We start from the raw sequence: 20677 nt of genomic DNA on the forward strand, positions 1-20677 counted from the left end.
GCTAGCCGACGGTAAATCAACTTCGGTGTGATGTACATCTCTTGGGGAGTAATCGTGCCATTGTTGTGTGGGCCCCCGGCCGTTACTTGACGGCGGAGTGCCAGTTCCGCGCCACGATCCGGCCGGCGTCGGGGACGACGGTGCCGGGCGCGTTGAGACCGGTGAGGTGGGTCTGCGTGTTGGCGAGGGTCAGGCTGTTGTTGCCGGCCGCGGAGGGCAGTCCGGTCTTGGCGTTGACCGCGGCGTTGATGAGGCCCACGTTCAGGCCGCAGCCGGTGGCGCCGGGCACCGCGAAGGTGCTGTCGTTCTGGGTGGCGCCGGTGAGGTTGATCCGGCTCATCTCGCCGGCCTCGTCCGGGGTGCCGTCACCCCGGAAGAAGGACATCCCGAACTCCGGGAAGGTGCGGTTCTCCGGCCGCAGGACGATCGGCTTGGCGGCGGAACCGATGTAGCACTTGTCGCCCAGCAGCGGGTTCTCCAGGTGGATGCGGACCGGCAGGGCGACGATCGGCATGTCGGTGAGGACGCCCGCGGTCTGGTCGAAGGCGTAGGGCGCGCCGACGGACTCCATGGTCGCGGTGATCTTGTTGAGGCTGGAGTTCTCCAGGGACTGGCAGATGCCCGTGATCACGAATATGTCGCTCGGGCACATCAGGCCGAGCAGCCCGCCGGGCACGGAGGCCGGTTCGGCGACCAGCGCGCCGGAGGACGGGGCGACGACCGCGCTGGTGCCGTCCGCGTTCTGCACGACGCCGATCTGCAGGTTGGTCCGGCCGGTGACCACGGTGGTGTTGCCCAGCTTGATGGAGCCGCTCGCGGAGGTGGACACCACGCACTGCGGGGTCTTCTCCACGCCGTCGGCGGCCAGCATCGCCGGGGCGTCGACGGGACAGCGGGTGAAGGGGGCCCACTCGCCGTTCAGCGAGGGGTCGGCGGCGGTCGCCGTGCCCAGCGAGGCGAAGGCGCCGAGGGCGGTCAGCGCGGACACGGTGGCGAGGCGGGTGCGGGCGGAGCTCGGACGCATGGTGGTGGCCTTCCGTGAGGTGGGAGGGGTGCGAGGGCTCGGCGCGGGGGCGCGCGGGGGGTCAGCGCTCGGCGACGGGGATCTCGTAGGGCTGGAGGTCCTCGGTGCACTGGCCCGGGGTCTCGGGGGTGGGGAACACCGGGGCGGCGATCGCGCACGTCTGGCCCTGGACCTGCTTGATGTGGTTGCCGGGGCCGGAGACGGAGGCGGTCAGCAGCCGGTCGAGGTCCTCGCCGTCCGCCGTGCCGCAGCCCGTGAAGGCGGGGATGCTCGTCTCGCCGGACAGCGTGCCGCCGCTGAGCAGCAGGTAGCCGGTGGCCTCCTGGCCGATGAGCTGCTCGCCCCGGCCGTAGAGCACCAGATGGTCGCCGGGGTGATGGGCCGGATCCGGGTCCACGGAGGTGAGGGACGTCTCGGTCCGGCAGTCGGGGCCGACGTCCAGGGGCGTCCCGTTGACCTCCAGCTCGGTCACGTGCGCGACCAGCGGTGCCCGGACGTAGGTGTCGGTGACCGTGGTGAAGTCGGACAGGCGCAGCTTGATCCGCGAGTCGATCCGGATGGGCCCGGTCTGCTCCAGCACCATCGTGGCCTTCACCGGCGCGAAGTCGAAGGACAGGAAGGTGCTCGGGAACGGCGGTGTCTGCTTGCGCCCCTGATAGTGGAAGTTCGCCCACGACACGGTGTCGAAGATGATGTGCTCCGGGTCGGGCGGGCCGTCCACCGGGAGCCCCTGCTCGATCAGCAGGCAGGACGGCGGGAGGTAGGCGGCGCCGTCCATCTTGTTCACGTTGGCGTAGCCGGTGACGTAGGCGTTGAGCGACACGTCGGTGGGCGGGGTCTGCTCGTCGTAGCGGCACGGCGGTACGTCGTCGCGGTCCGGGGCGGCGCCGGGCGCGGTCTCCAGCACCTCGGGCGACCCGTCCGACCGCCCGTCCTCCCGGTCGCCCCGCGCCTCGGGGTCCGGAGCCCCGGACTCGCCGGACTCGCCGGACTCCCCGGTCCCCCGGGACGGGGACGGCGATCCGCTCGGGCCCGGCGAACCGCCCTCGCCGACCGGCACGGTGGCCAGCAGCCCCTGCCCGGGGGCGTCCTCGGCGAGCGTGCAGTCGACGGTGAGCGAACCGGAGCCGGGGCCCGCGGCGTCGGCGTGGGCGGCGGTTGCGGTGGCCGCCGGGTCCGCGGCGGGCGGGTTGGCCGCGTCGAGGGCCAGGTCGATGGAGAGGGCGCCCGCGGTGAAGGTCAGGTCGCCGTCGCCCCGGCCGACCACCGAGGGGACGTCGCCCTTCGAGACCAGCGTCAGCGGTCCCGACTCGGGCAGCGCCACCGGCTCCGCGCCGCCCCGCCAGGTGGCCTTCGCGCCGGCCGTGCCCTGGGCGACGGCCACCTCCAGCCGGGTCGCCGCCCGCACCTCGCCCGCGCCGCGCGCGGCGAGGTCCGCGACGGCCTCCGCCGGCAATTGCACGGAGGTGGTGACGCCGGACGGCGCGAACGCCTCGCCCGCCGCGGCGCGTTCCGGGAACTCGGCCGTGATCCGCGCCGTCGCGGCCAGGGGCCCCGACGGGAGGGTGCAGACGTAGGGGAGTTCGACGTCGGTCTCCCGGGTGCCCGGGGCCGAGGAGGCCGTGGTCGGGATCAGGGCGGCGAGCACGACGAACGCGGCGATCGACGTGGTCCGGGCGCGAACCCTGGGCGGCCGGTGTGCCACGGCTCGTTGGGCTTTCAAGGCGACTCCGCTCGGAAGGCTCGGGCAGCGTGGGCGGTCGGGCGGTACCGGGCGGCTCGGACCCGGAGGCCGGTGCCGGGGTGCGGCACCCGGCTCGCGAACGCCCGGCCGGGGTGCCGGCCGGGCGCACGTGAGCGGCCGTGGCCTACGGGTTGGAGCCGACGATCGTCGGTATGGCGTTGGTGCTCTTCACCTTGACGGCGTAGTTGCCCTTGAAGGTGGGCTTGGTGGCCGTCGTGACGACGGAGCCGCAGTTGACCGGAGCCGGGCTGCTGCTCACCGACAGGTCGCCCACGACGCTGCTGACCGCCAGGACGCCGGTGGAGTTGGTGTAGGTGGCCGAGGCCTTGCCCACCACCGTGAACTTGCAGGCGCCGGCGGTGACCTGCGCCTTGACGTTCCCGATGTGGCCCTTGGTGACGCCCGTGGAGGCGTTGTAGTCCACCGCGATGACGTCCCACGGGACGACCGAGGTCGTGGTGACGTTGCCCAGGACACTGGTACACGGCGAGGCGGACGAGCCGAAGGTCATGGTGGTGATGTCGGCGACGTCACCGGGGTTGCCGGTGGCGCTGTTCATCGTGCCCTCCGCTCCCGAGACCGTGCAGGTCATCGGGATGGTGGCGGTCAGCACGATGTTGCCGACGTTGGTGGCCTTGAACGCGGCCGGCGAGGGGGTGACGGTCCACACCGTGGAGGGCACCGCCGAGGACGGACCGACGGCGAGGCCCAGCGCCGACGCGGCCGCGCAGACCACGATGGCCGACCTTCTCGTGTTCTTCTTCATGCTCGGGACTCTCCTTGAGGGTTGACCGGCGAAGACGGGCCTGACGTTACTCGCGGGAAACTTAGCCGAACAATGCGGTAGTCCATGATTCTTTTAAAAGTCGGACCAGCTGTTTCCGGGGTGAGTGGTCCGTGCTTCCCGTTGCTCACGTGGCGCCAAGTCGGCGCCGAGTGAACGGCGTCGGTGCTGTTCACAGCGAGGGCGCCCGTAACGGGTCCGTACACTCACCGGCCGACAAGTTCCGGAGCGGTTTTTGTTCCCTGGATGACAGGTTCGGGATGGCCGAAGTCGGCATCACGGAAAACTCCGATTCCGGTGTTGCCCGCCGAGGTTACTCGGCCGTAACGTGCCGGTGCGGTGCTCGGTTCCAGGTCGGTGGCCCCCGTCGGCCGGAGCCACGACGGACACTTTTCGGCCCTCCCTCCATCGGGCCCGGGTGTCCGCCGGCAGGGTCCCGCGGGGCCACACCCCCCGGAACCGCGCGACCCTGCCCTGTCTCCCCGGAGACAAGTCCGGGGCCACCGTGTTGTCTGCGCGGTGACAAGTTCGCCGGGGCCGCCGGAGATCCGGTGCCGACCCGTTGTCAGTGCGCTCGGCGCCGAATTAACGTGCGCCCGCGGCGCGTATCCGATTGACGTCCGCTGGAGGTGATATGGGAATCGAAGTAGTGGTCGAGGGTCTGACCAAGTCCTTCGGTAAGCAGAGCATCTGGCGGGACGTTTCACTCACCCTTCCGGCCGGAGAGGTCAGCGTGATGCTGGGCCCGTCCGGAACCGGTAAGACCGTTTTCCTGAAATCGCTCATCGGGCTGCTCAAACCGGAGCAGGGCCGTGTCCTCATCAACGGAGTGGACATGGTGAACAGCCCGGAAAGGGACATCTACGAGACCCGGAAACTCTTCGGCCTCATGTTCCAGGACGGAGCCCTCTTCGGTTCCATGTCGCTTTTCGACAACATCGCCTTCCCGCTGCGCGAACACACCCGCAAGAAGGAGTCCGAGATCCGCCGCATCGTCATGGAGCGGATCGAGGTCGTCGGACTGCTGGGCGCGGAGGGAAAGCTCCCCGGGGAGATCAGCGGCGGCATGCGCAAGCGGGCCGGACTGGCCCGCGCGCTCGTCCTCGACCCGCAGATCATCCTGTGCGACGAACCGGACTCCGGGCTCGACCCGGTCCGTACCGCCTACGTCTCCCAACTGCTCATCGACCTGAACGCGCAGCTCGACGCGACGATGCTGATCGTCACCCACAACCTCGACATCGCCGCCACCGTCCCCGACAACATGGGGATGCTCTTCCTGCGCGAGCTGGTCACCTTCGGTCCGCGCGAGGTGCTGCTCACCAGCGACGAGCCGGTCGTCTCCCAGTTCCTCGGCGGCCGGCGCGAGGGCCCCATCGGCATGTCCGAGGAGAAGGACGCGGCCACGCTCGCCGCCGAGGCGGGCGCCGCCCCCGCCGTCCCCGCCGCGCCCCGGGTGATCGTCCCGCAGCTGGAGCCGTCCCCCGGCCTGCCGCCGCGCAAGGCCGTCGCCCGCCGGCGCGAGCGCGTCCTGGGCATGATCGACACGCTGCCGCCCGCCGCGCGCACCGCCATCCGCGAGACCTACGCGAGGGACTCCCGGGCGGCGACCCTGCCGATGCCCGCCGCCGGGAGCGGCGCGTGATCACCGGTGCGCTGCGGCAGACCGGCCGGCTCTTCGCGCTCGCCGCCGAGGTCGTCCGCGCCGTCTTCCGCAGACCGTTCCAGTTCCGCGAGTTCGTCGAGCAGTTCTGGTTCGTCGCCAGCGTGACCATCCTGCCCGCCGCCCTCGTCTCGATCCCCTTCGGCGCCGTCATCGCCCTCCAGGTCGGCTCGCTGACCGAGCAGCTGGGCGCCCAGTCGTTCACCGGCGGCGCCAGCGTCCTGGCCGTCGTCCAGCAGGCGAGCCCGCTCATCGTGGCGCTGCTGATCGCCGGCGCCGGCGGCTCGGCCATCTGCGCCGACCTCGGCTCCCGCAAGATCCGCGAGGAACTCGACGCCATGGAGGTCATGGGCGTCTCGCCGGTGCAACGGCTCGTCGTGCCCCGGGTCCTGGCCGCGATGGGCGTGGCGGTCCTGCTCAACGGCCTGGTCTCGGTCGTCGGCATCCTCGGCGGCTACTTCTTCAACGTCGTCATGCAGGGCGGCACCCCCGGCGCCTACCTCTCCAGCTTCTCCGCCCTCGCCCAGCTGCCCGACCTGTACGTCAGCGAACTCAAGGCGCTGGTCTTCGGGTTCATCGCCGGCATCGTCGCCGCCTACCGCGGCCTCAACCCGCGCGGCGGTCCCAAGGGCGTCGGCGACGCGGTCAACCAGTCCGTCGTCATCACCTTCCTCCTGCTCTTCTTCGTCAACATGGTGATGACGGCCGTCTACCTCCAGATCGTCCCGCCGAAGGGAGGCTGAGACCGATGGCCTCCCCGCTCGTCTGGCTCGACCGGTCCGGCGACCAACTGCTCTTCTACGCACGGGCCCTGCTGTGGATACCCCGGACCCTGCGCCGCTACCTCAAGGAGGTGCAGCGCCTCCTCGCCGAGGTGGCCTTCGGCTCCGGCGGCCTCGGCGTCATCGGCGGCACCATCGGCGTGATGATCGCGATGACGCTCTTCACCGGGACCGTCGTCGGCCTCCAGGGCTACGCGGCCCTCGACCAGATCGGCACCGCCGCCTTCACCGGGTTCGTCTCCGCGTACTTCAACACCCGCGAGATCGCCCCCCTCGTCGCCGGGCTCGCCCTCTCCGCCACCGTCGGGGCCGGGTTCACCGCCCAGCTGGGCGCCATGCGCATCAACGAGGAGGTCGACGCCCTGGAGGGCATGGGCATCCGCTCGATGCCCTACCTGGTCACCACCCGCATCATCGCCGGCGTGGTCGCCATCGTCCCGCTCTACGCGATCGGGCTGCTCTCCTCCTACCTCGCCTCCCGCTATGTGACCGTCCTGTTCAACGGGCAGTCGCGCGGCACGTACGACCACTACTTCAACCTCTTCCTCTCGCCGACGGACGTACTGCTCTCCGTACTGAAGGTGCTGATCTTCAGCGTGATGGTGATCGTCGCCCACTGCTACTACGGCTACCGCGCCTCGGGCGGCCCGGCCGGCGTCGGCGTCGCCGTCGGCCGCTCCGTGCGCAACGCCATCGTGCTGATCAGCGTCACCGACTTCTTCCTGTCGCTGGCCCTGTGGGGCGCGACCACGACCGTGAAGGTGGCGGGGTGAAGTGAGCGGACCGACGGGAAGCGGCCTGGGCCACCGGTTCGCCGGTGTGGTGTTCCTGCTGGTGCCGGCCCTGCTGATCTGGCTGGCCGTGGCCGTCTACGACAAGGAGTTCACCGACTCCGACCCGGTGGTCGTCGAGACCGGCAGCGCCGGCAACCAGATGCACCCGGGCGCCGAGGTGAAGCTGCGCGGCGTCGTCGTCGGCGAGGTCCGCGCCATCGACGCCACCGGCGACGGCGCCCGGCTCACCCTCGCCATGGAGCCCGGCGCGCTGGACCACGTACCGTCCGACGTGCGCGCGCAGATGCTCCCGACCACCCTGTTCGGCGAGCGGTTCGTCGCCCTCGTACCGCCCGCGGACCCCTCGCCCGAACCGCTGGCCGCCGGAGCCGTCGTCCCGCAGGACCGCTCGGCGAACGCCATCGAGCTCCAGCAGGTGCTCGACAACGTCCTGCCGATGCTCACCGCCGTCCAGCCGCAGAAGCTCGCCGCGACCCTGTCGGCCGTCTCGCAGGCCCTGGAGGGGCGCGGACAGCGGCTCGGCGAGACGCTCAGCCTGCTGGACGACCACCTGGAGGAGTTCAACCCCAACCTGCCCGCCCTCAACCGCGACCTCAGGGAACTCGTGAAGGTCAGCCACGTCTACGCGGACGCCGCGCCCGACATCATCACGGCGCTCACCGACTTCACCACCACCAGCGGCACCCTCGCCGAGCAGGAGGCCGAACTCGCCGCCACCCTCGGCGCCACCACCCGCACCTCCGAGGACGTGACCGCCTTCCTGCGGGAGAACCGGGACAACATCATCCGGCTCAGCGCCACCGGCCGGCCCACCCTGGAACTGCTCGCCGAGTACGCGCCCGCCTTCCCCTGCACCCTGCGCACCCTCGCCGAGTTCGTGCCCGCCATGGACAAGGCGCTCGGCAAGGGCACCGACCGGCCCGGCATCCACGTCGACGTCACCACCGTCCCCTCGCGCGGCGCCTACCGCCCCGGCCGCGACACCCCGGCGTACGACTCCGGCGGCGGTCCCCGCTGCCCCGCCGTGCCCTACGTCGGCACGCTGCCCCGGCCCGCCGCGCCGGCCGCCTCCACGACGGCCGGCCAGGACCTCGGACCGGCCAACTCCCCGTCCGAGAACGACCTGGTCAACGAACTCCTCGCCCCCGCCGCCGGGAAGGGCCCCGAGGACCTGCCCGACTGGAGCAGCCTCCTGGTCGGCCCCGTCTACCGCGGTACGGAGGTGACGCTCGGATGACCGGGGCCGACACCGCGCACACCCGGCGCCGGCCGCTGACCGGGCCGCTGCTCAAGTCGCTCGTCTTCGTGGTGGTCACCGCCCTCGCCACGACCGTGCTCGGCCTCGGCGTCGCCGGCAGCGGCGGCGGCCGGGACGCCGGCGACCGCACCTACAAGGCCCTGTTCACCGACGTCACCGGACTCATGGACGGCGACAGCGTGCGGATCTCCGGGGTGACGGTCGGCGAGGTGACCGACGTACGCGTCGTACACCGCCGCACCGCGCAGGTCACCTTCACCGTCCGCGAGGACCGCGCGCTGCCCCGGTCGACCACCGCCGCCGTGAAGTACCTCAACATGGTCGGCCAGCGCTACGTCGCCCTCGGCCGCGGCAGCGGCGACCTCACCGGCACCCTCCCGGAGGGCGGCACCGTCCCGCTCGACCGCACCACGCCCGCGCTCGACCTGACCCTGCTCTTCAACGGCTTCAAGCCGCTCTTCGAAGGCCTCTCCCCGAAGGACGTCAACGAACTCGCCGGATCGATCGTGCAGGTGCTCCAGGGCGAGGGCGCCACCGTCGACAGCCTGCTGCGCCACATCGGCTCGCTCGGCACCACCGTCGCCGCCAAGGACAAGGTGATCGGCCAGGTCGTCCAGAACCTCACCACCGTCCTGGACACCCTCAACGACCGCGAGGACAGCTTCGACGACCTCGTCGTCACCCTCCAGGAACTGGTCAGCGGCTTCAACGCGGACCGCAAACCCCTCGGCCGGGCCGTCGCCGCCATGGGCGACCTGACCACCGTCAGCGCCGATCTCCTGGAGGACGGGCGGGAGCCCCTCAAGAAGGACATCCGCGAACTGGGCCGCCTCTCGGACAACCTCGGCGACCGCACCCCGCAGATCGAGGACTTCCTGGCGAAGACCCCCGCCAAGATGACCGCCCTCACCCGCCTGTCCTCCTACGGCTCGTGGTTCAACCTCTACCTCTGCGAGGCCCGCGTGAGCGGAGTGACCACCTCCGACGGCTCCGAACCGCCCACCGGCATCGCGATCACCGAATCGAGGTGCCGCGGATGAGGCGCCCGCTCGTCAAGCCCGTCAAGGAACGCAACCCCGTGGCCCTCGGCCTCACCGGGCTGCTCGTCCTCGCCGTGCTCGCCCTGCTCGTCTACAACGTGGACCGGCTGCCGCTCGGGGGCGGCACCTCCTACAGCGCCGACTTCTCCGAGGCGGCGGGCCTCGACGAGGGCGACGAGGTGCGCATCGCCGGCGTCAAGGTCGGCAGGGTCACCGGCGTCTCCCTCGACGGACCCAAGGTGAAGGTCGTCTTCGAGGTCCAGGACGCCTGGATCGGCGACCGCACGACCGCCGCCATCGCCATCAAGACCGTCCTCGGCGACAAGTACCTGGCACTCGACCCGCTCGGCGCCGGCGAGCAGGACCCCGGCAGCCGCATCCCGCTCACCCGCACCACCTCCCCGTACGACGTGACCCAGGCCTTCCAGGACCTCAGCGGCACCGTCGACGACATCGACACCCGGAAGCTCGCGGAGAGCTTCGAGACCATCTCCGACACCTTCGCCGACTCCCCGCCGCACGTCCGCAAGGCCGCCACCGGCCTGTCCGACCTGTCCCGCTCCGTCTCCAAGCGCGACTCGGAACTCTCCGAACTCCTCAAGGGCAGCGCCAGGTTCACCAAGACGCTCGAGAACAGGAAGTCCAGCTTCGAGACCCTCATCGAGGACGGCGGCCCCCTCCTCGGCGAACTGCGCGACCGGCGCACCGCCATCAGCGCCCTGCTCAAGGGCAGCCAGGACCTCGGCGTCGAACTCGGCGGCCTCGTCAAGGACAACGAGAAGCAGCTCGGCCCGACCCTCAAGGCGCTCGACCGGGTCACCGGCGTCCTGGAGAAGAACAACACCCAGCTCGGCAAGACCCTCGCGCTGGTCGGCCCCTACTACCGCCTGGTCGGCAACACCCTCGGCAACGGCCGCTGGTTCGACAGCTACCTGTGCGGGGTCGTGCCCCGCGACTACCTGCCCGAGGGCTCCCAGCCCGAGACCGGATGCCTGCCGCCGAAACAGCCGGCCGCGGCCCAGGGGAGCGGTGAGTGATGAACCGACGCCGAAAGATCCTCACCGGCCTGCTCGCCCTCGCGGTCCTCGCCGCCGCCGGCCTGGTCACCGCCCGTGCCCTGGAGCCCGACGGCACCCGCGTCACCGCCTACTTCGACCGCGCCGTCGGCGTCTACGCCGGATCCGACCTGCGCGTCCTCGGCGTCCGCGTCGGCGAGGTGGAGTCGGTCCACCCGCAGGGCACCAAGGTCCGCGTCGGCCTGCGCCTGGACGAGGGGGTGCGGGTCCCCGAGGACGCGCGGGCCGTCGTCGTCGCGCCGAGCGTCGTCTCCGACCGCTACGTCCAGCTCACCCCCGCCTACCGCACCGGCCCCGCCCTCGCCGACGGCGCCGTCCTGCCCGCCTCCCGCACCGCCGTCCCCGTCGAGATCGACCAGATCTACGACTCGATCACCGACCTCGGCGACGCCCTCGGCCCGGACGGCGCCAACGCCGACGGCGCCCTGTCCGACCTGCTGCGCACCGGCGCCGCCAACCTCGACGGCAACGGCGAGGCCATCGGCACCGGCATCGAGGAGTTCGGCAAGGCGGCCAAGACCCTGGACGGCAGCAGCGGCGACCTGTTCAAGACGCTGAGCAGCCTCCAGACCTTCACCACCATGCTGAAGAACAAGGACACCGACGTGCGCACCGCCCAGGAACGCCTGGACGAGGTCGTCGGATTCTTCGCCGACAACAAGGACGACCTCACCGGGGCGCTGGAGGAACTGGGGAAGGCCCTCGGCCAGGTCAAGACCTTCATCGAGGACAACCGGGGCGCACTGAAGAAGAACGTCGACCGGCTCGTCCCCCTCACCCGCACCCTGGTCGAACAACGCGCCTCGCTGGCCGAGGCACTGGACGTGGCGCCCCTGGCCGCGGGCAACGTGGTGGGCGCCTACAACCCCGACACCCGCACCCTCGACGGCCGCGCCAACCTCAACGAGATCAGCATGGGCGGCCCTCTGCTGCCGCTGCCCGTGACGGGCGCGGCCGGGGGGAGCGGCAACGGCGCGGAGAGCGACGGGACGAAGGGGGAGGGCCGATGAGGCGCCGCACGCTCACCGCGGGCCGGGCCGCCGGTCTCACCGCGGGCGGACTGATCGCCCTCGGCCTCGGCTTCGCCCTGGCGGTCGGCGGGATCACGGTCGTGCCGCGCGGCTTCGGCGGCCTCGACGACCTGCCGCTGCCCGGCGGGGCCGACCTCGGCGACCACCCCCGCACCGTCACCGCGGAACTCCAGGACGTGCTCAGCCTGGTCCCGCACTCCGCGGTGCGCGTCAACGACGTCGCGGTCGGCCGGGTCACCGGCATCGAACTGGGCGAGGACGACTGGTCGGCCCGCGTCACCATGGAGATCAACGGCGACGTGCGGCTGCCCGCCGACACCACCGCGCGGCTCGAACAGTCCAGCCTGCTGGGCGAGAAGTACATCCAGCTCGTCGCGCCCGCCAAGGAGACCGGAGCCGGCCCCCTGGCGGACGGAAGCGTCATCCCGCTCTCCCGCACCAGCCGCAACACCGAGGTCGAGGAGGTCTTCGGCGCGCTCTCGCTGCTCCTCAACGGCGGCGGCGTCAACCAGCTCAAGACCATCACCGGGGAACTCAACTCGGCGCTGGGAGGCCGCGAACCGGAGGTGCGGTCCATGCTCAAGCGGGTCAACACCCTGGTGAGCGACCTCGACGACCACCGGGGCGACATCACCGACGCCCTCGACGCCGTCAACCGGCTCTCCTCCACCCTCGCCACCCGCAAGGAGGACGTCGGCACCGTCCTCACCGACCTCTCGCCGGGCCTCAAGACGCTGGAGAAGCAGCGCGGCTCGCTGCTGACCATGCTGCGCTCCCTCGACACGCTCTCCGGCGTCGCCGTCTCCACGATCGACGCGAGCAAGGACGACATGATCGCCGACCTCAAGGCCGTCGCACCGACGCTGAAGGCGCTCGCCGACGCGGGCACCGACCTGCCCGACTCGCTCCAGGTGCTGCTGACCTACCCGTTCACCGACGAGGTGCTGCGCGGGGTGAAGGGCGACTACCTCAACACGTACCTGAGCATGACCGCCGTCCCCGGCACCGAGGTGATCCCGCCGATCGTGCCCGAGGGCACGCCGGCACGGAAGCGCTCCTCCTCCCCCCTGCCGCTGCCCTCCGTCACGGGGCCCGGAGGAGGTGAGCGCGGGTGATCACCCTCGCCGTACGGCTGAAGAACCTCGCCTTCCTGCTCGTCGCCGTCCTCGCCCTCTCCTTCCTCGGCATCCGCTACGCCGACCTCGGCCGCTACGTGGGCGTCGCCGACTACTACACGGTCGACGTGCAACTCCCGCGCACCGGCGGCCTGTTCACCCACTCCGACGTCACCTACCGGGGCGTCTCGGTGGGCCGGGTGGGCCCGATCGACCTCACCGCCGAGGGCGTCGTCGCCGAACTGCGCATCAAGAAGTCGGCCCCGCGCATCCCCGCCGACACCAAGGCCGTGGTCGCCGGGCTCTCCGCCGTGGGCGAGCAGTACATCGACCTGCGGCCCGAGAGCGACGGCTCGCCCTACCTCGCCGACGGCTCCCGCGTCGAGCAGGCCGACACGCGGGTGCCCGCGCCGGTCACCGACGTGCTGACCAGCGTCGACGACCTGGTGTCGTCCGTGCCGCTGGAGGATCTGCGCACGGTCGTCGACGAGTTCGGCAAGGCCTTCGAGGGGCACGGCGACGACCTCCAGGTGCTCCTCGACAGCGGCACCGGCTTCGTCGAGGCCGCGGACCGGGCCCTGCCGTCCACGACGCTGCTCATCAACGACGGCGAGACCGTCCTGCGCACCCAGGCCGAGGAGGCGGAGGCCATCCGCGGCTTCGCCGTCGGCGCGGAGGAACTGGCCCGCGCCCTCAAGGGCTCGGACGCCGACCTGCGCCGCCTCCTCGCGGTCACCCCCGAGGCAGCCACCCAGGTCAGCGGGCTGCTCCGGGACCTCGACCCGAGCCTCGGCGTCGTCCTCGCCAACCTCCTCACCACCTCCGAGGTCGCCGTCACGCGGCAGCGCGGCATCGAGGAACTGCTCGTGAAGTACCCGGCGGCCGTCTCCGCCGGTGCCACCGCCGTCGACGGAGGGAAGCTGAACCTCGGCATGGCCGTCACCTTCTTCGCCCCCCTGCCCTGCACCGACGGATACGGCGGTACGCGCTACCGCAACGGTCTCGACCTCGGCACCGCGCCCGCCCTCAACACCGAGGCGTCCTGCACCGCCCCAGCCTCCAGCGGGTCGAACGTGCGCGGCTCGGCGAACGCCCCGAAGGGTGGCGCGGTCCCCGACCCGGCCCGGCCCGGCTCCCTGCCCTCGGGCGGCGCCGGCACCCCGAGCAGCGGCGCAGCGGCGGCGCTCCCCGGCGCCCTCGCGCTGCCCGGCCAGAGCGGCGAGGCCCCCTCCGACCTGACCTCGCTCCTCGCCCCGGCCCCGGGCGGCGCCCGGTGAGGCGGGCGCGGATCCTCGGCGCGGCGGCGCTCGCCCTGGCCCTCGGCGTCTGCGGCACCGGCGCCTGGGCCTACGCCGAGGCCCGCACCGACGACTCGCTCGCCTACGGCCGCGAACGGGACGAGGCGCTCGCCGACGGCCGCGCGGGCGTCGCCGTACTCACCACGCTCGATGCCTCCACCCGGCAGCGGGCGGAGCGCGGCATCCGGGACTGGCGTGCCGTCTCCACCGGGCCGCTGCGCGAGGAACTGGGCGCCACCGAGGCCGCCGTGGGGACCTCGGCGCGCGCCACGGTCACCGAGGCCGCCGTCACCGCGCTCGACACCCGGTCCGGGACGGCCAAGCTCATCGCCACGGTCCGCGTCGAGGTCACCCCGGCCGGGGGGAAGCGGGCGGCCACCGACCGCAAGCGCCTGGAGGCGGTCCTGGCCCGCACGGGCGAGGGGGAGTGGAAGGTGCGGGCGCTGAGCGCCGTACCGGTCGAGGCCGAGAAGGAGGGCGGGACCCGATGACCCCGACGTGGCTGCAGCGCAGGGGCGATCCCCAGGCCCACACCCAGAAGCCGGCCCCGGCACCCGACCCGACTCCGGCGCCCGGGCCGGACCCGGCGGGTGAAGGGCGCCCGGTGTCCGGGGCGGGCCCGGCGGCCGACGCGGCTCCGGCGCCGGAGGCGGATTCGGCGCGCGGGGCGGATCCGGCAGCCGACGCGCCCCCCGCGCCCGGGCCGGACCCCGCACGCGCAGGGGACCCGGCGTCCGAGGCGGACCCGGCAGGCGAAGGGAAGACGCCCCCGCGGGACGCGGCCCCCGAGACCGCCCCCGCGCCGCTCGCGGACCCCGCGGAGGACCCCGTCCCCGACCACCGTCCACACCGTGGGCGTCTGCGGCAGGCGCTCCTGGTCGTGGTCGTCGCCGCCCTCGTCCTCGGCGGCTGCGGCCTCTTCTACGCCGCCCACCGGGTGACGTCGGCCGCGCCCGCCCGCAACCACGCGCTCACCGACACCGAGGCCACCTCCCGCGTCGCCGGCGACGTGGGCAACGCCCTCGCCCGGATCTTCTCCTACACCCCGGACGGCACCGCCGCCGCCGAGCGCTCCGCCCGGACCGTCCTCGACGGCCGCGCCGCCCGCCAGTACGAGACCCTCTTCGCCCGGGTCCGGGACGACCTCACCGAGCAGCGCGTCACCCTCAGCACCCGCGCGGTCCGCACCGGCGTGATCGAACTCGACGGCGACGAGGCACGCCTGCTGGTCTTCCTCGACCAGACGTCCCGCCGCGGCGACGGCAAGGGCGGGACCACCACCGCGGCCGCCCAGCTCACCGTCACCGCACGGCTCCAGGGCGACCACTGGCGGATCACCGACCTCAATGCCCGCTGAACATGCGGCAGACGGGAGTACCCATGAAACGCGCGGCCCGCGTCCGCACCGCACTCCGCCTCCGGCCGCTGCCGGCCCTGGCCCTGGCCGTCACCCTGGTCGCGGGCGGCTTCGCGGCCTGGGCGGGGCAGGACTGGTACGGGGCGGCCCACGACGAGGAGGCCGGCTACGCCGCGCAGCGGGACGCGGCGCTCACCGCCGGCGAGCAGGCCGTGCAGAACCTCAACACCCTCGACCACCGCGAGCTGAAGACGGGCCTGGACCTCTGGGAGTCGTCGACGACCGGTGACCTGCACGAGCAACTGGCCGCCGGACGGCAGGAGTTCTCCGACCAGGTGAAGGAGGCCAGGACGGTCAGCACGGCCCGCGTGCTCTCGGGCGCCGTCACCGAACTCGACGACCGCGCGGGCCGCGCCCGGGTGCTGGTCGCCCTGCGCGTCACGGTCAAGGCGGCCGACGGAGCGACGTCCGACAAGGACAGCCGCATGCTCGGCGAACTCACCAGGACCGACGGCACCTGGAAGCTGAGCGCCCTGGGCCAGGCGCCCGTGGGCGGAAACCCGGCCGGCTGACCCCGCCCCGTACCCACCGGCCGGCCGCAGCGAGGAGGACACCGCACATGTCGACGACCCGGCACCACATCAACCGCCAGCGGCGCCGCCAGGCCCGCGAGACCCGGCCCGGCGCCCCCGCGGAGCGCCCGGACGACGGCCGGGACGACCGCACCGGCGGTACCGCCGTCCTGACGTCCCCGGCGGACGCCGACGCACCCCCGTCCTCCGCACGCGGGCCGAGGCCGAAGCCCACCCCGCCCCCGGCCGAGGCCGAGGAGGCGAAGGCCGCCAGGGCCCGCAGGCGCCGGCCGCCGGCCCTCGCGGTGCTCTGCGCGCTGACGCTGCTCCTCGGCGCCTTCGCGGGCTGGGCGCACGCGAAGGCCGGGGCGCTGCGGGACGAGCCCGCGCGGAGCAACACCGCGCTGACCGACCTCGCCCGCACCAGCGAGATCAAGGGCCAGGCCGCCAAGGCCGTCGACCGGCTCTTCTCCTACGACCACGCCGATCCCGGCGCCCTCGACAAGGCGGCCCGGGACCTCCTGACGGGCAAGGCCGAGGCGCAGCACCGGGACCTCCTCGCCGACGTCCGCGCACGCGCCGACCGGCAGAAGGCGGTGATCACCACGACCGTCACCGAGAGCGCGGTCGAGCGCATCGACGGCGACCGGGCCCGGGTCCTGGTCTACGCCGACCAGAGCAGCGTCGCCACCACCGGCGGCAAGGCGGGCGAGGGCAAGGCCGCCGCCGGGGACGAGGGCGTCTACGCGGCGGCCATGCTCGCCGTCGAGGTCGTGCACCGCGACGGACGCTGGCTCGTCTCCGCCCTCGACACCTTCGGCCGCTGACACCGCCGATCCCGCCGCACCGCACCGAACAGCACCGGGCACCGCCCGCACCTCCGACGGATCCGACAGGAGTGACGACCATGTCCGTACGCCGCGCCCGACGTCCGTACACCCGCCGGGCCCGCAGAGGGCTGCGCACCACCGCCCTCGCCGTGGCGGCCATGGCGGCCCTCACCGCCTCCCAGGCCCCCGGCCTCACGGGGGACGACCAGGACATCCACGCCGGACCGGCCGCCGACGACCTGGACCCGGCGCCCCCGGGCGGCCCGTTCGCCGCACTCGCGCCACCGGGCGACGGCTCCTACCACACCGAACTCCCGCCCCTGGCGGCGCGGAACGGCACCCCCGCCCTCTCGCCCGTCCTCGGGTCGGAGGTCCGCGCCCAGTCCGGCATCCCCGCCACGGTGCTGCGCGCCTACCGCGCCGCCGAGGCCGCCGTCGGCAGGACGGACCCCGGCTGCCGGCTGCCCTGGGAACTGCTCGCGGCGATCGGCAAGGTCGAGTCGGGCCAGGCGCGCGGCGGAGCCGTCGACCGGGCCGGCACGACGCTGGGCCGCATCACCGGGCCCCCGCTCAACGGCCGGGGTTTCGCCCTGATCCGGGACTCGGACAGGGGCGTCCACGACGGCGACACGGTCTACGACCGGGCGGTGGGCCCCATGCAGTTCCTGCCGTCGACCTGGGCCCGCTGGGGCGCGGACGGCAACCGGGACGGCCGCGCCGACCCGAACAACGTCTTCGACGCGGCCCTGGCAGCGGGCCACTACCTGTGCGCCGGCGACCGCGACCTGGGCCGGGCGGCGGACCTGGACCGGGCGGTCCTGAGCTACAACAACTCCCGCGCCTACGTCGAACTGGTCCGGTACTGGCTGGAGTTCTACCGCCGGGGCGTCCACACCGTGCCGGACGGCAAGGGCGTCGTCCCGAAGAGCCCCGGCGCGGGAGGCGACACCCCCGCGACCGAGCCCGTCGACGGCGGAGGCAAGGACCCCGCGGGCCGGGAGGACGGCGTGGACATCGGCCCGGACCCGACGACGACACCCTCGGGCTCGGCTCCCTCGCCCTCGCGCCCGGTACCGACGAGGAGCCCGGGCCCGTCCACCCCGACGGCGCCCCCGACGAGCCAGGAGCCCTCCGAACCGCCCACGCAGCCGCCCACGGATCCGCCCACCGAGAGCCCCACCGGGTCGCCGTCGCCGGACCCGACCGACCCGGGCCCGTCGCCCAGCCCGACGGACGACTGCTCCCCGGAACCGGGAACCCCCTCGCCCGACCCCACCGCGTCCTCGGACGGCGTGGCCTGCCCGAGCCCTTCGCCGACCGCGACGGAGTAGCGACGGAGGAGGGCGAAGCGGGGGCGGAGGAGGAGCGAAGGAGGGGGTCGGGCCCGGCCCGGTCCCAGGACGCGGACCGGCGTCAGCCCGCCCGGCCCATCCCGGCGGCGTTCGGCCAGCCCGTCGCCGGGACCGACTCCAGCCCGTTGGTCCCCCTGACCTGGGCGGCCGTGAGGCCACCGTGGGCAGGCACGCCGGGCGGGGTGATACCCACGGGCGGGTAGCCGGCGGCCGCCGCGGGCGCGGGCATCGGCATGGGTGCCGGTGCCGGTGCCGGCATCGGCTGGGGGACCGGTGCCGGCTGGGGGACCGGCACCGGCCCGGGGTACGGCGCCGGCTGGGGGACCGGCACCGGTTGCGGTGCCTGGGGGAGCGGCGGAGCGGGCGGCGGCACCGCGGCGGGGAGCGGCATGCCGGTGCCGGCGGCCGGAGCGTCGGCGAACCCCGGGGCGCCGGCACCGGCGGTCTGTGCGGCGAGCGCCCGCATACCGGCGCCGTTGGTCTGGCTCATCAGGCGGTCGATCGCCGCCGTGCCCGAGCTGTAGCCGGTCCCGGTGGCCGGCCCGGGCACGGCGGCTCCCCTCCCGGTCCCGTAGAGCACCTGTTCCAGACCGGACACCAGGCGGCGTACGTCGGTCTGGGGGCGCACCACGAGACGCAGGAAGCGGCTGGACGAACCGATCTTGTTGCCGCACTCGCGGACCAGGACCCGGTGCTCGGTCAGCATGCGGTCCCGGACGACGGTGCCCTCGGCGCCCACCGGGAGGCGCACGAAGAGGAAGTTGCCCTGCGAGGGGTAGACGGTCAGTCCGGGCAGCGCGGAGAGCTGCCCGGCCATCTCCAGGCGGTCGCGGCGGACCTGGTGCAGGCTCTGCGCGTACTCGGGACCGTGGTCGCGCAGCATGAACACCACGTGCTCCGCGAAGGAGTTGAGGTTCCACTTGGGGAGCATGGCGCGCACCTTGCCCGCCAGCGCCGGGTTGGCGACCAGGTAGCCGAAGCGGATGCCGTGCAGCCCGAAGTTCTTGCCGAGGCTGCGCAGGACGACGACGTTGGGGCGCAGCATCGCCTCCTGGACCACGCTGGGCTCCGCCTCCGCGTCGGCGAACTCCAGGAACGACTCGTCGACGACGACCAGGTCCAGGTCCGCCATCGCGTCCATGAACTGCACCAGCGCCTGCTTGTGCAGATAGCCGCCGTCGGGGTTGTTGGGGTTGCAGAGCACGGCGACCCGGGTGCCGCGGGCCCGGATGAACTCGGCGTACCGCGCGAGGTCGAGGGCGAAGCCGCCGGACTCCTGGAGCGGGAACATGTCGACCCGCTTGCCGGTTTCCATGGGCTGGTCGGTCCAGCGGCCGAAGGTGGGGACGGGGACGGCCAGGGACTCCCGCACCAGCAGGTGGTCGATCCAGGTGATCAGCTCGGTGGAGCCGTTGCCCATCGCCACGCACTGCGGCGGCAGTTGGAGCAGGCTGCACAGCTCGGCGGTGATGGTGTCGGCGCTGCTCGGGTAGTACGTGATGATGTCGCGCAGCCGTACCGCCATGTCGTCGAACATCGCCGGGGTGGGGAAGTACGGGTTGCAGGGGATGCAGAAGTCCACCGGACCGGCGCCCGCCGGGTCCCCGCCCTCCCGCGTCAGCGCCGCCATCGACGGGCTGTGCGCCGCGGTGCTGCGGAACAGCGAGGTGACGTTGCCGGACAAGCGGACCTCCGTAGGTGGGCGGCCCGCTGGGGAGGCGCGGGCCGCCGTTACATACGGAGGCGGACGGGGCACCGTTCAACGCGTGTGAAGAAAGTGTGGACTCACGCGTCGAACGAGTGCACCGTCGAGGTCCGGTACGTCTCTCCCGGCCGCAGCACCGTCGACGGGAACGACGGCTGGTTCGGCGAGTCCGGGAAGTGCTGCGTCTCCAGGCACAGGGCGTCGCCCTGGCGGTAGAGCGTGCCGCCGGTCCCGGTCAGGGTGCCGTCGAGGAAGTTGCCCGAGTAGAACTGCAGGCCCGGCTGGTCGGTGGCGATGCGCAGGGTCCGGCCCGAGGCCGGGTCGCGCAGGGTGGCGACGTGCTCGGGGCGCTCGGTGACGCCCTTGTCCAGCACCCAGTTGTGGTCGAAGCCCTTGGCGGTGACCAGCTGCGGATGGTCGTCCCGGATGTCCCGGCCGACCGGCTTCACCCGCCGGAAGTCGAAGGGCGTCCCCGCCACCCCCGCCAGTTCGCCGGTCGGGATCAGGCCCGCGTCGGTGGGCGTGTAGCGGGAGGCGGCGATCGACAGCTCGTGGTCCTCCACCGTGCCGCTGCCCTCACCGGCCAGGTTCCAGTAGACGTGGCTGGTGAGGTTGACGACGGTGGCCTTGTCGGTGGTCGCCTCGTAGTCGACGCGCCACTCGCCGCGCCGGGTGAGGGTGTACGTCACCTTCGCGCGGAGCGTGCCCGGGTAGCCCATCTCCCCGTCGACGCTGGTGTAGTACAGGACCAGGCCGACGTCGGAGCCCGCGGTGAACGGCTCCACGTCCCAGACCCGCTTGTCGAAGCCCTGGGCACCGCCGTGCAGGCTCTGCTCGCCGTCGTTGACGGAGAGCTGGTACGCCTTGCCGTCCAGGGTAAAGCGGCCCCGGCCGATACGGTTTCCGTAGCGGCCGATGAGGGCGCCGAAGTACGGGCTGGACGCCACGTAGTCGTCGAGGGCGGAGAAGCCCGCGGAGACGTTCGCGTACCGGCCCCGGCGGTCGGGGATCTCCAGGGACTGGACGACTCCGCCGTAGGACAGCACCTTCATCCGCGTGCCGCCGTTCACCAGCGACCAGCGGTACACCTTCGTGCCGTCGGTGAGTCTGCCGAAGAGCTCCTTCACCGGCTTCCTGCCTCCCGTGGCGTGTGCCGTGCCGCCGACCGCGGAGGCGGCGAGGCCGGCGGCTGCTGCTGATGCGATGACCGTGCGTCTGCTCAGTTCCATGTGCGGGCTCCTGTACTTCCGGG

19 protein-coding genes are annotated in these 20677 nt (G+C 72.9%); 14 read left to right on the forward strand and 5 right to left on the reverse strand.

Annotation, left to right across the window (positions count from 1 at the left end):
- Nucleotides 1–82: 82 nt before the first annotated feature.
- From IE108_RS12945 to IE108_RS12955, 3 genes are all read right to left on the reverse strand, one after another.
- The gene (locus IE108_RS12945) at nucleotides 83–1024 is read right to left on the reverse strand and encodes a hypothetical protein (protein ID WP_064727732.1); all 942 of its coding nucleotides are present in this window, start codon (nucleotides 1022–1024) and stop codon (nucleotides 83–85) included.
- Between the two features lie 61 nt (nucleotides 1025–1085).
- Nucleotides 1086–2747, reverse strand: coding sequence for a DUF6801 domain-containing protein (locus IE108_RS12950; RefSeq protein WP_064727731.1), 1662 nt, complete (start codon nucleotides 2745–2747; stop codon nucleotides 1086–1088).
- A gap of 145 nt (nucleotides 2748–2892) precedes the next feature.
- The gene (locus tag IE108_RS12955; RefSeq protein WP_064727730.1) at nucleotides 2893–3534 is read right to left on the reverse strand and encodes a zinc-binding metallopeptidase family protein; all 642 of its coding nucleotides are present in this window, start codon (nucleotides 3532–3534) and stop codon (nucleotides 2893–2895) included.
- Between the two features lie 652 nt (nucleotides 3535–4186).
- On the opposite strand from IE108_RS12955, the gene IE108_RS12960 reads away from it, so the two are divergent.
- From IE108_RS12960 to IE108_RS13025, 14 genes are all read left to right on the forward strand, one after another.
- Nucleotides 4187–5197, forward strand: a complete 1011-nt coding sequence (locus IE108_RS12960; RefSeq protein ID WP_064727729.1) for an ABC transporter ATP-binding protein — start codon at nucleotides 4187–4189, stop codon at nucleotides 5195–5197.
- On the forward strand, nucleotides 5194–5958 hold the full coding sequence (locus IE108_RS12965; RefSeq protein ID WP_064727728.1) for an MlaE family ABC transporter permease: 765 nt from the start codon (nucleotides 5194–5196) through the stop codon (nucleotides 5956–5958). Before IE108_RS12960 ends, IE108_RS12965 begins: the two co-directional genes overlap by 4 nt.
- A gap of 5 nt (nucleotides 5959–5963) precedes the next feature.
- Nucleotides 5964–6770: an MlaE family ABC transporter permease gene (locus tag IE108_RS12970; protein ID WP_064727727.1), complete on the forward strand. Its 807-nt coding sequence runs from the start codon at nucleotides 5964–5966 to the stop codon at nucleotides 6768–6770.
- Between the two features lies 1 nt (nucleotide 6771).
- Complete coding sequence (locus tag IE108_RS12975) at nucleotides 6772–8028, forward strand: MCE family protein (RefSeq protein ID WP_064727726.1); 1257 nt, start codon at nucleotides 6772–6774, stop codon at nucleotides 8026–8028.
- The gene (locus tag IE108_RS12980) at nucleotides 8025–9089 is read left to right on the forward strand and encodes an MCE family protein (RefSeq protein WP_064727725.1); all 1065 of its coding nucleotides are present in this window, start codon (nucleotides 8025–8027) and stop codon (nucleotides 9087–9089) included. Before IE108_RS12975 ends, IE108_RS12980 begins: the two co-directional genes overlap by 4 nt.
- Nucleotides 9086–10126: an MCE family protein gene (locus tag IE108_RS12985; protein ID WP_064727724.1), complete on the forward strand. Its 1041-nt coding sequence runs from the start codon at nucleotides 9086–9088 to the stop codon at nucleotides 10124–10126. Before IE108_RS12980 ends, IE108_RS12985 begins: the two co-directional genes overlap by 4 nt.
- Nucleotides 10126–11175 carry an MCE family protein gene (locus tag IE108_RS12990; RefSeq protein ID WP_064727723.1) on the forward strand — a complete coding sequence of 350 codons (1050 nt, stop codon included), beginning with the start codon at nucleotides 10126–10128 and terminating at the stop codon, nucleotides 11173–11175. The genes IE108_RS12985 and IE108_RS12990 overlap by 1 nt, the downstream gene beginning before the upstream one ends.
- Nucleotides 11172–12311 carry an MCE family protein gene (locus tag IE108_RS12995; RefSeq protein ID WP_064727722.1) on the forward strand — a complete coding sequence of 380 codons (1140 nt, stop codon included), beginning with the start codon at nucleotides 11172–11174 and terminating at the stop codon, nucleotides 12309–12311. Before IE108_RS12990 ends, IE108_RS12995 begins: the two co-directional genes overlap by 4 nt.
- Entirely contained in the window at nucleotides 12308–13588 is a 1281-nt protein-coding gene (locus tag IE108_RS13000) for an MCE family protein (RefSeq protein WP_064727721.1), read from the forward strand. Before IE108_RS12995 ends, IE108_RS13000 begins: the two co-directional genes overlap by 4 nt.
- A complete protein-coding gene (locus IE108_RS13005) occupies nucleotides 13585–14100 on the forward strand; it encodes a hypothetical protein (protein WP_064727720.1) in 516 nt (171 codons plus the stop codon). The genes IE108_RS13000 and IE108_RS13005 overlap by 4 nt, the downstream gene beginning before the upstream one ends.
- A 113-nt stretch (nucleotides 14101–14213) precedes the next feature.
- A complete protein-coding gene (locus IE108_RS13010; RefSeq protein ID WP_079163817.1) occupies nucleotides 14214–14966 on the forward strand; it encodes a nuclear transport factor 2 family protein in 753 nt (250 codons plus the stop codon).
- A gap of 23 nt (nucleotides 14967–14989) precedes the next feature.
- The gene (locus IE108_RS13015; protein ID WP_064727719.1) at nucleotides 14990–15538 is read left to right on the forward strand and encodes an Rv1363c family protein; all 549 of its coding nucleotides are present in this window, start codon (nucleotides 14990–14992) and stop codon (nucleotides 15536–15538) included.
- A 47-nt stretch (nucleotides 15539–15585) separates the two neighbouring features.
- Nucleotides 15586–16365, forward strand: coding sequence for a hypothetical protein (locus IE108_RS13020; protein ID WP_064727718.1), 780 nt, complete (start codon nucleotides 15586–15588; stop codon nucleotides 16363–16365).
- An 80-nt stretch (nucleotides 16366–16445) separates the two neighbouring features.
- Nucleotides 16446–17699: a lytic transglycosylase domain-containing protein gene (locus tag IE108_RS13025; RefSeq protein ID WP_064727717.1), complete on the forward strand. Its 1254-nt coding sequence runs from the start codon at nucleotides 16446–16448 to the stop codon at nucleotides 17697–17699.
- An 82-nt stretch (nucleotides 17700–17781) separates the two neighbouring features.
- Here the strand turns inward: IE108_RS13025 and IE108_RS13030 are convergent, their stop codons facing one another.
- Nucleotides 17782–19404 carry a pyridoxal phosphate-dependent aminotransferase gene (locus tag IE108_RS13030; protein WP_064727716.1) on the reverse strand — a complete coding sequence of 541 codons (1623 nt, stop codon included), beginning with the start codon at nucleotides 19402–19404 and terminating at the stop codon, nucleotides 17782–17784.
- Between the two features lie 101 nt (nucleotides 19405–19505).
- Nucleotides 19506–20654 carry an aldose epimerase family protein gene (locus tag IE108_RS13035; RefSeq protein WP_064727715.1) on the reverse strand — a complete coding sequence of 383 codons (1149 nt, stop codon included), beginning with the start codon at nucleotides 20652–20654 and terminating at the stop codon, nucleotides 19506–19508.
- Nucleotides 20655–20677: the final 23 nt, after the last annotated feature.

It is taken from the genome of Streptomyces parvulus, from assembly GCF_014648855.1.
Lineage (GTDB): Bacteria > Actinomycetota > Actinomycetes > Streptomycetales > Streptomycetaceae > Streptomyces > Streptomyces parvulus.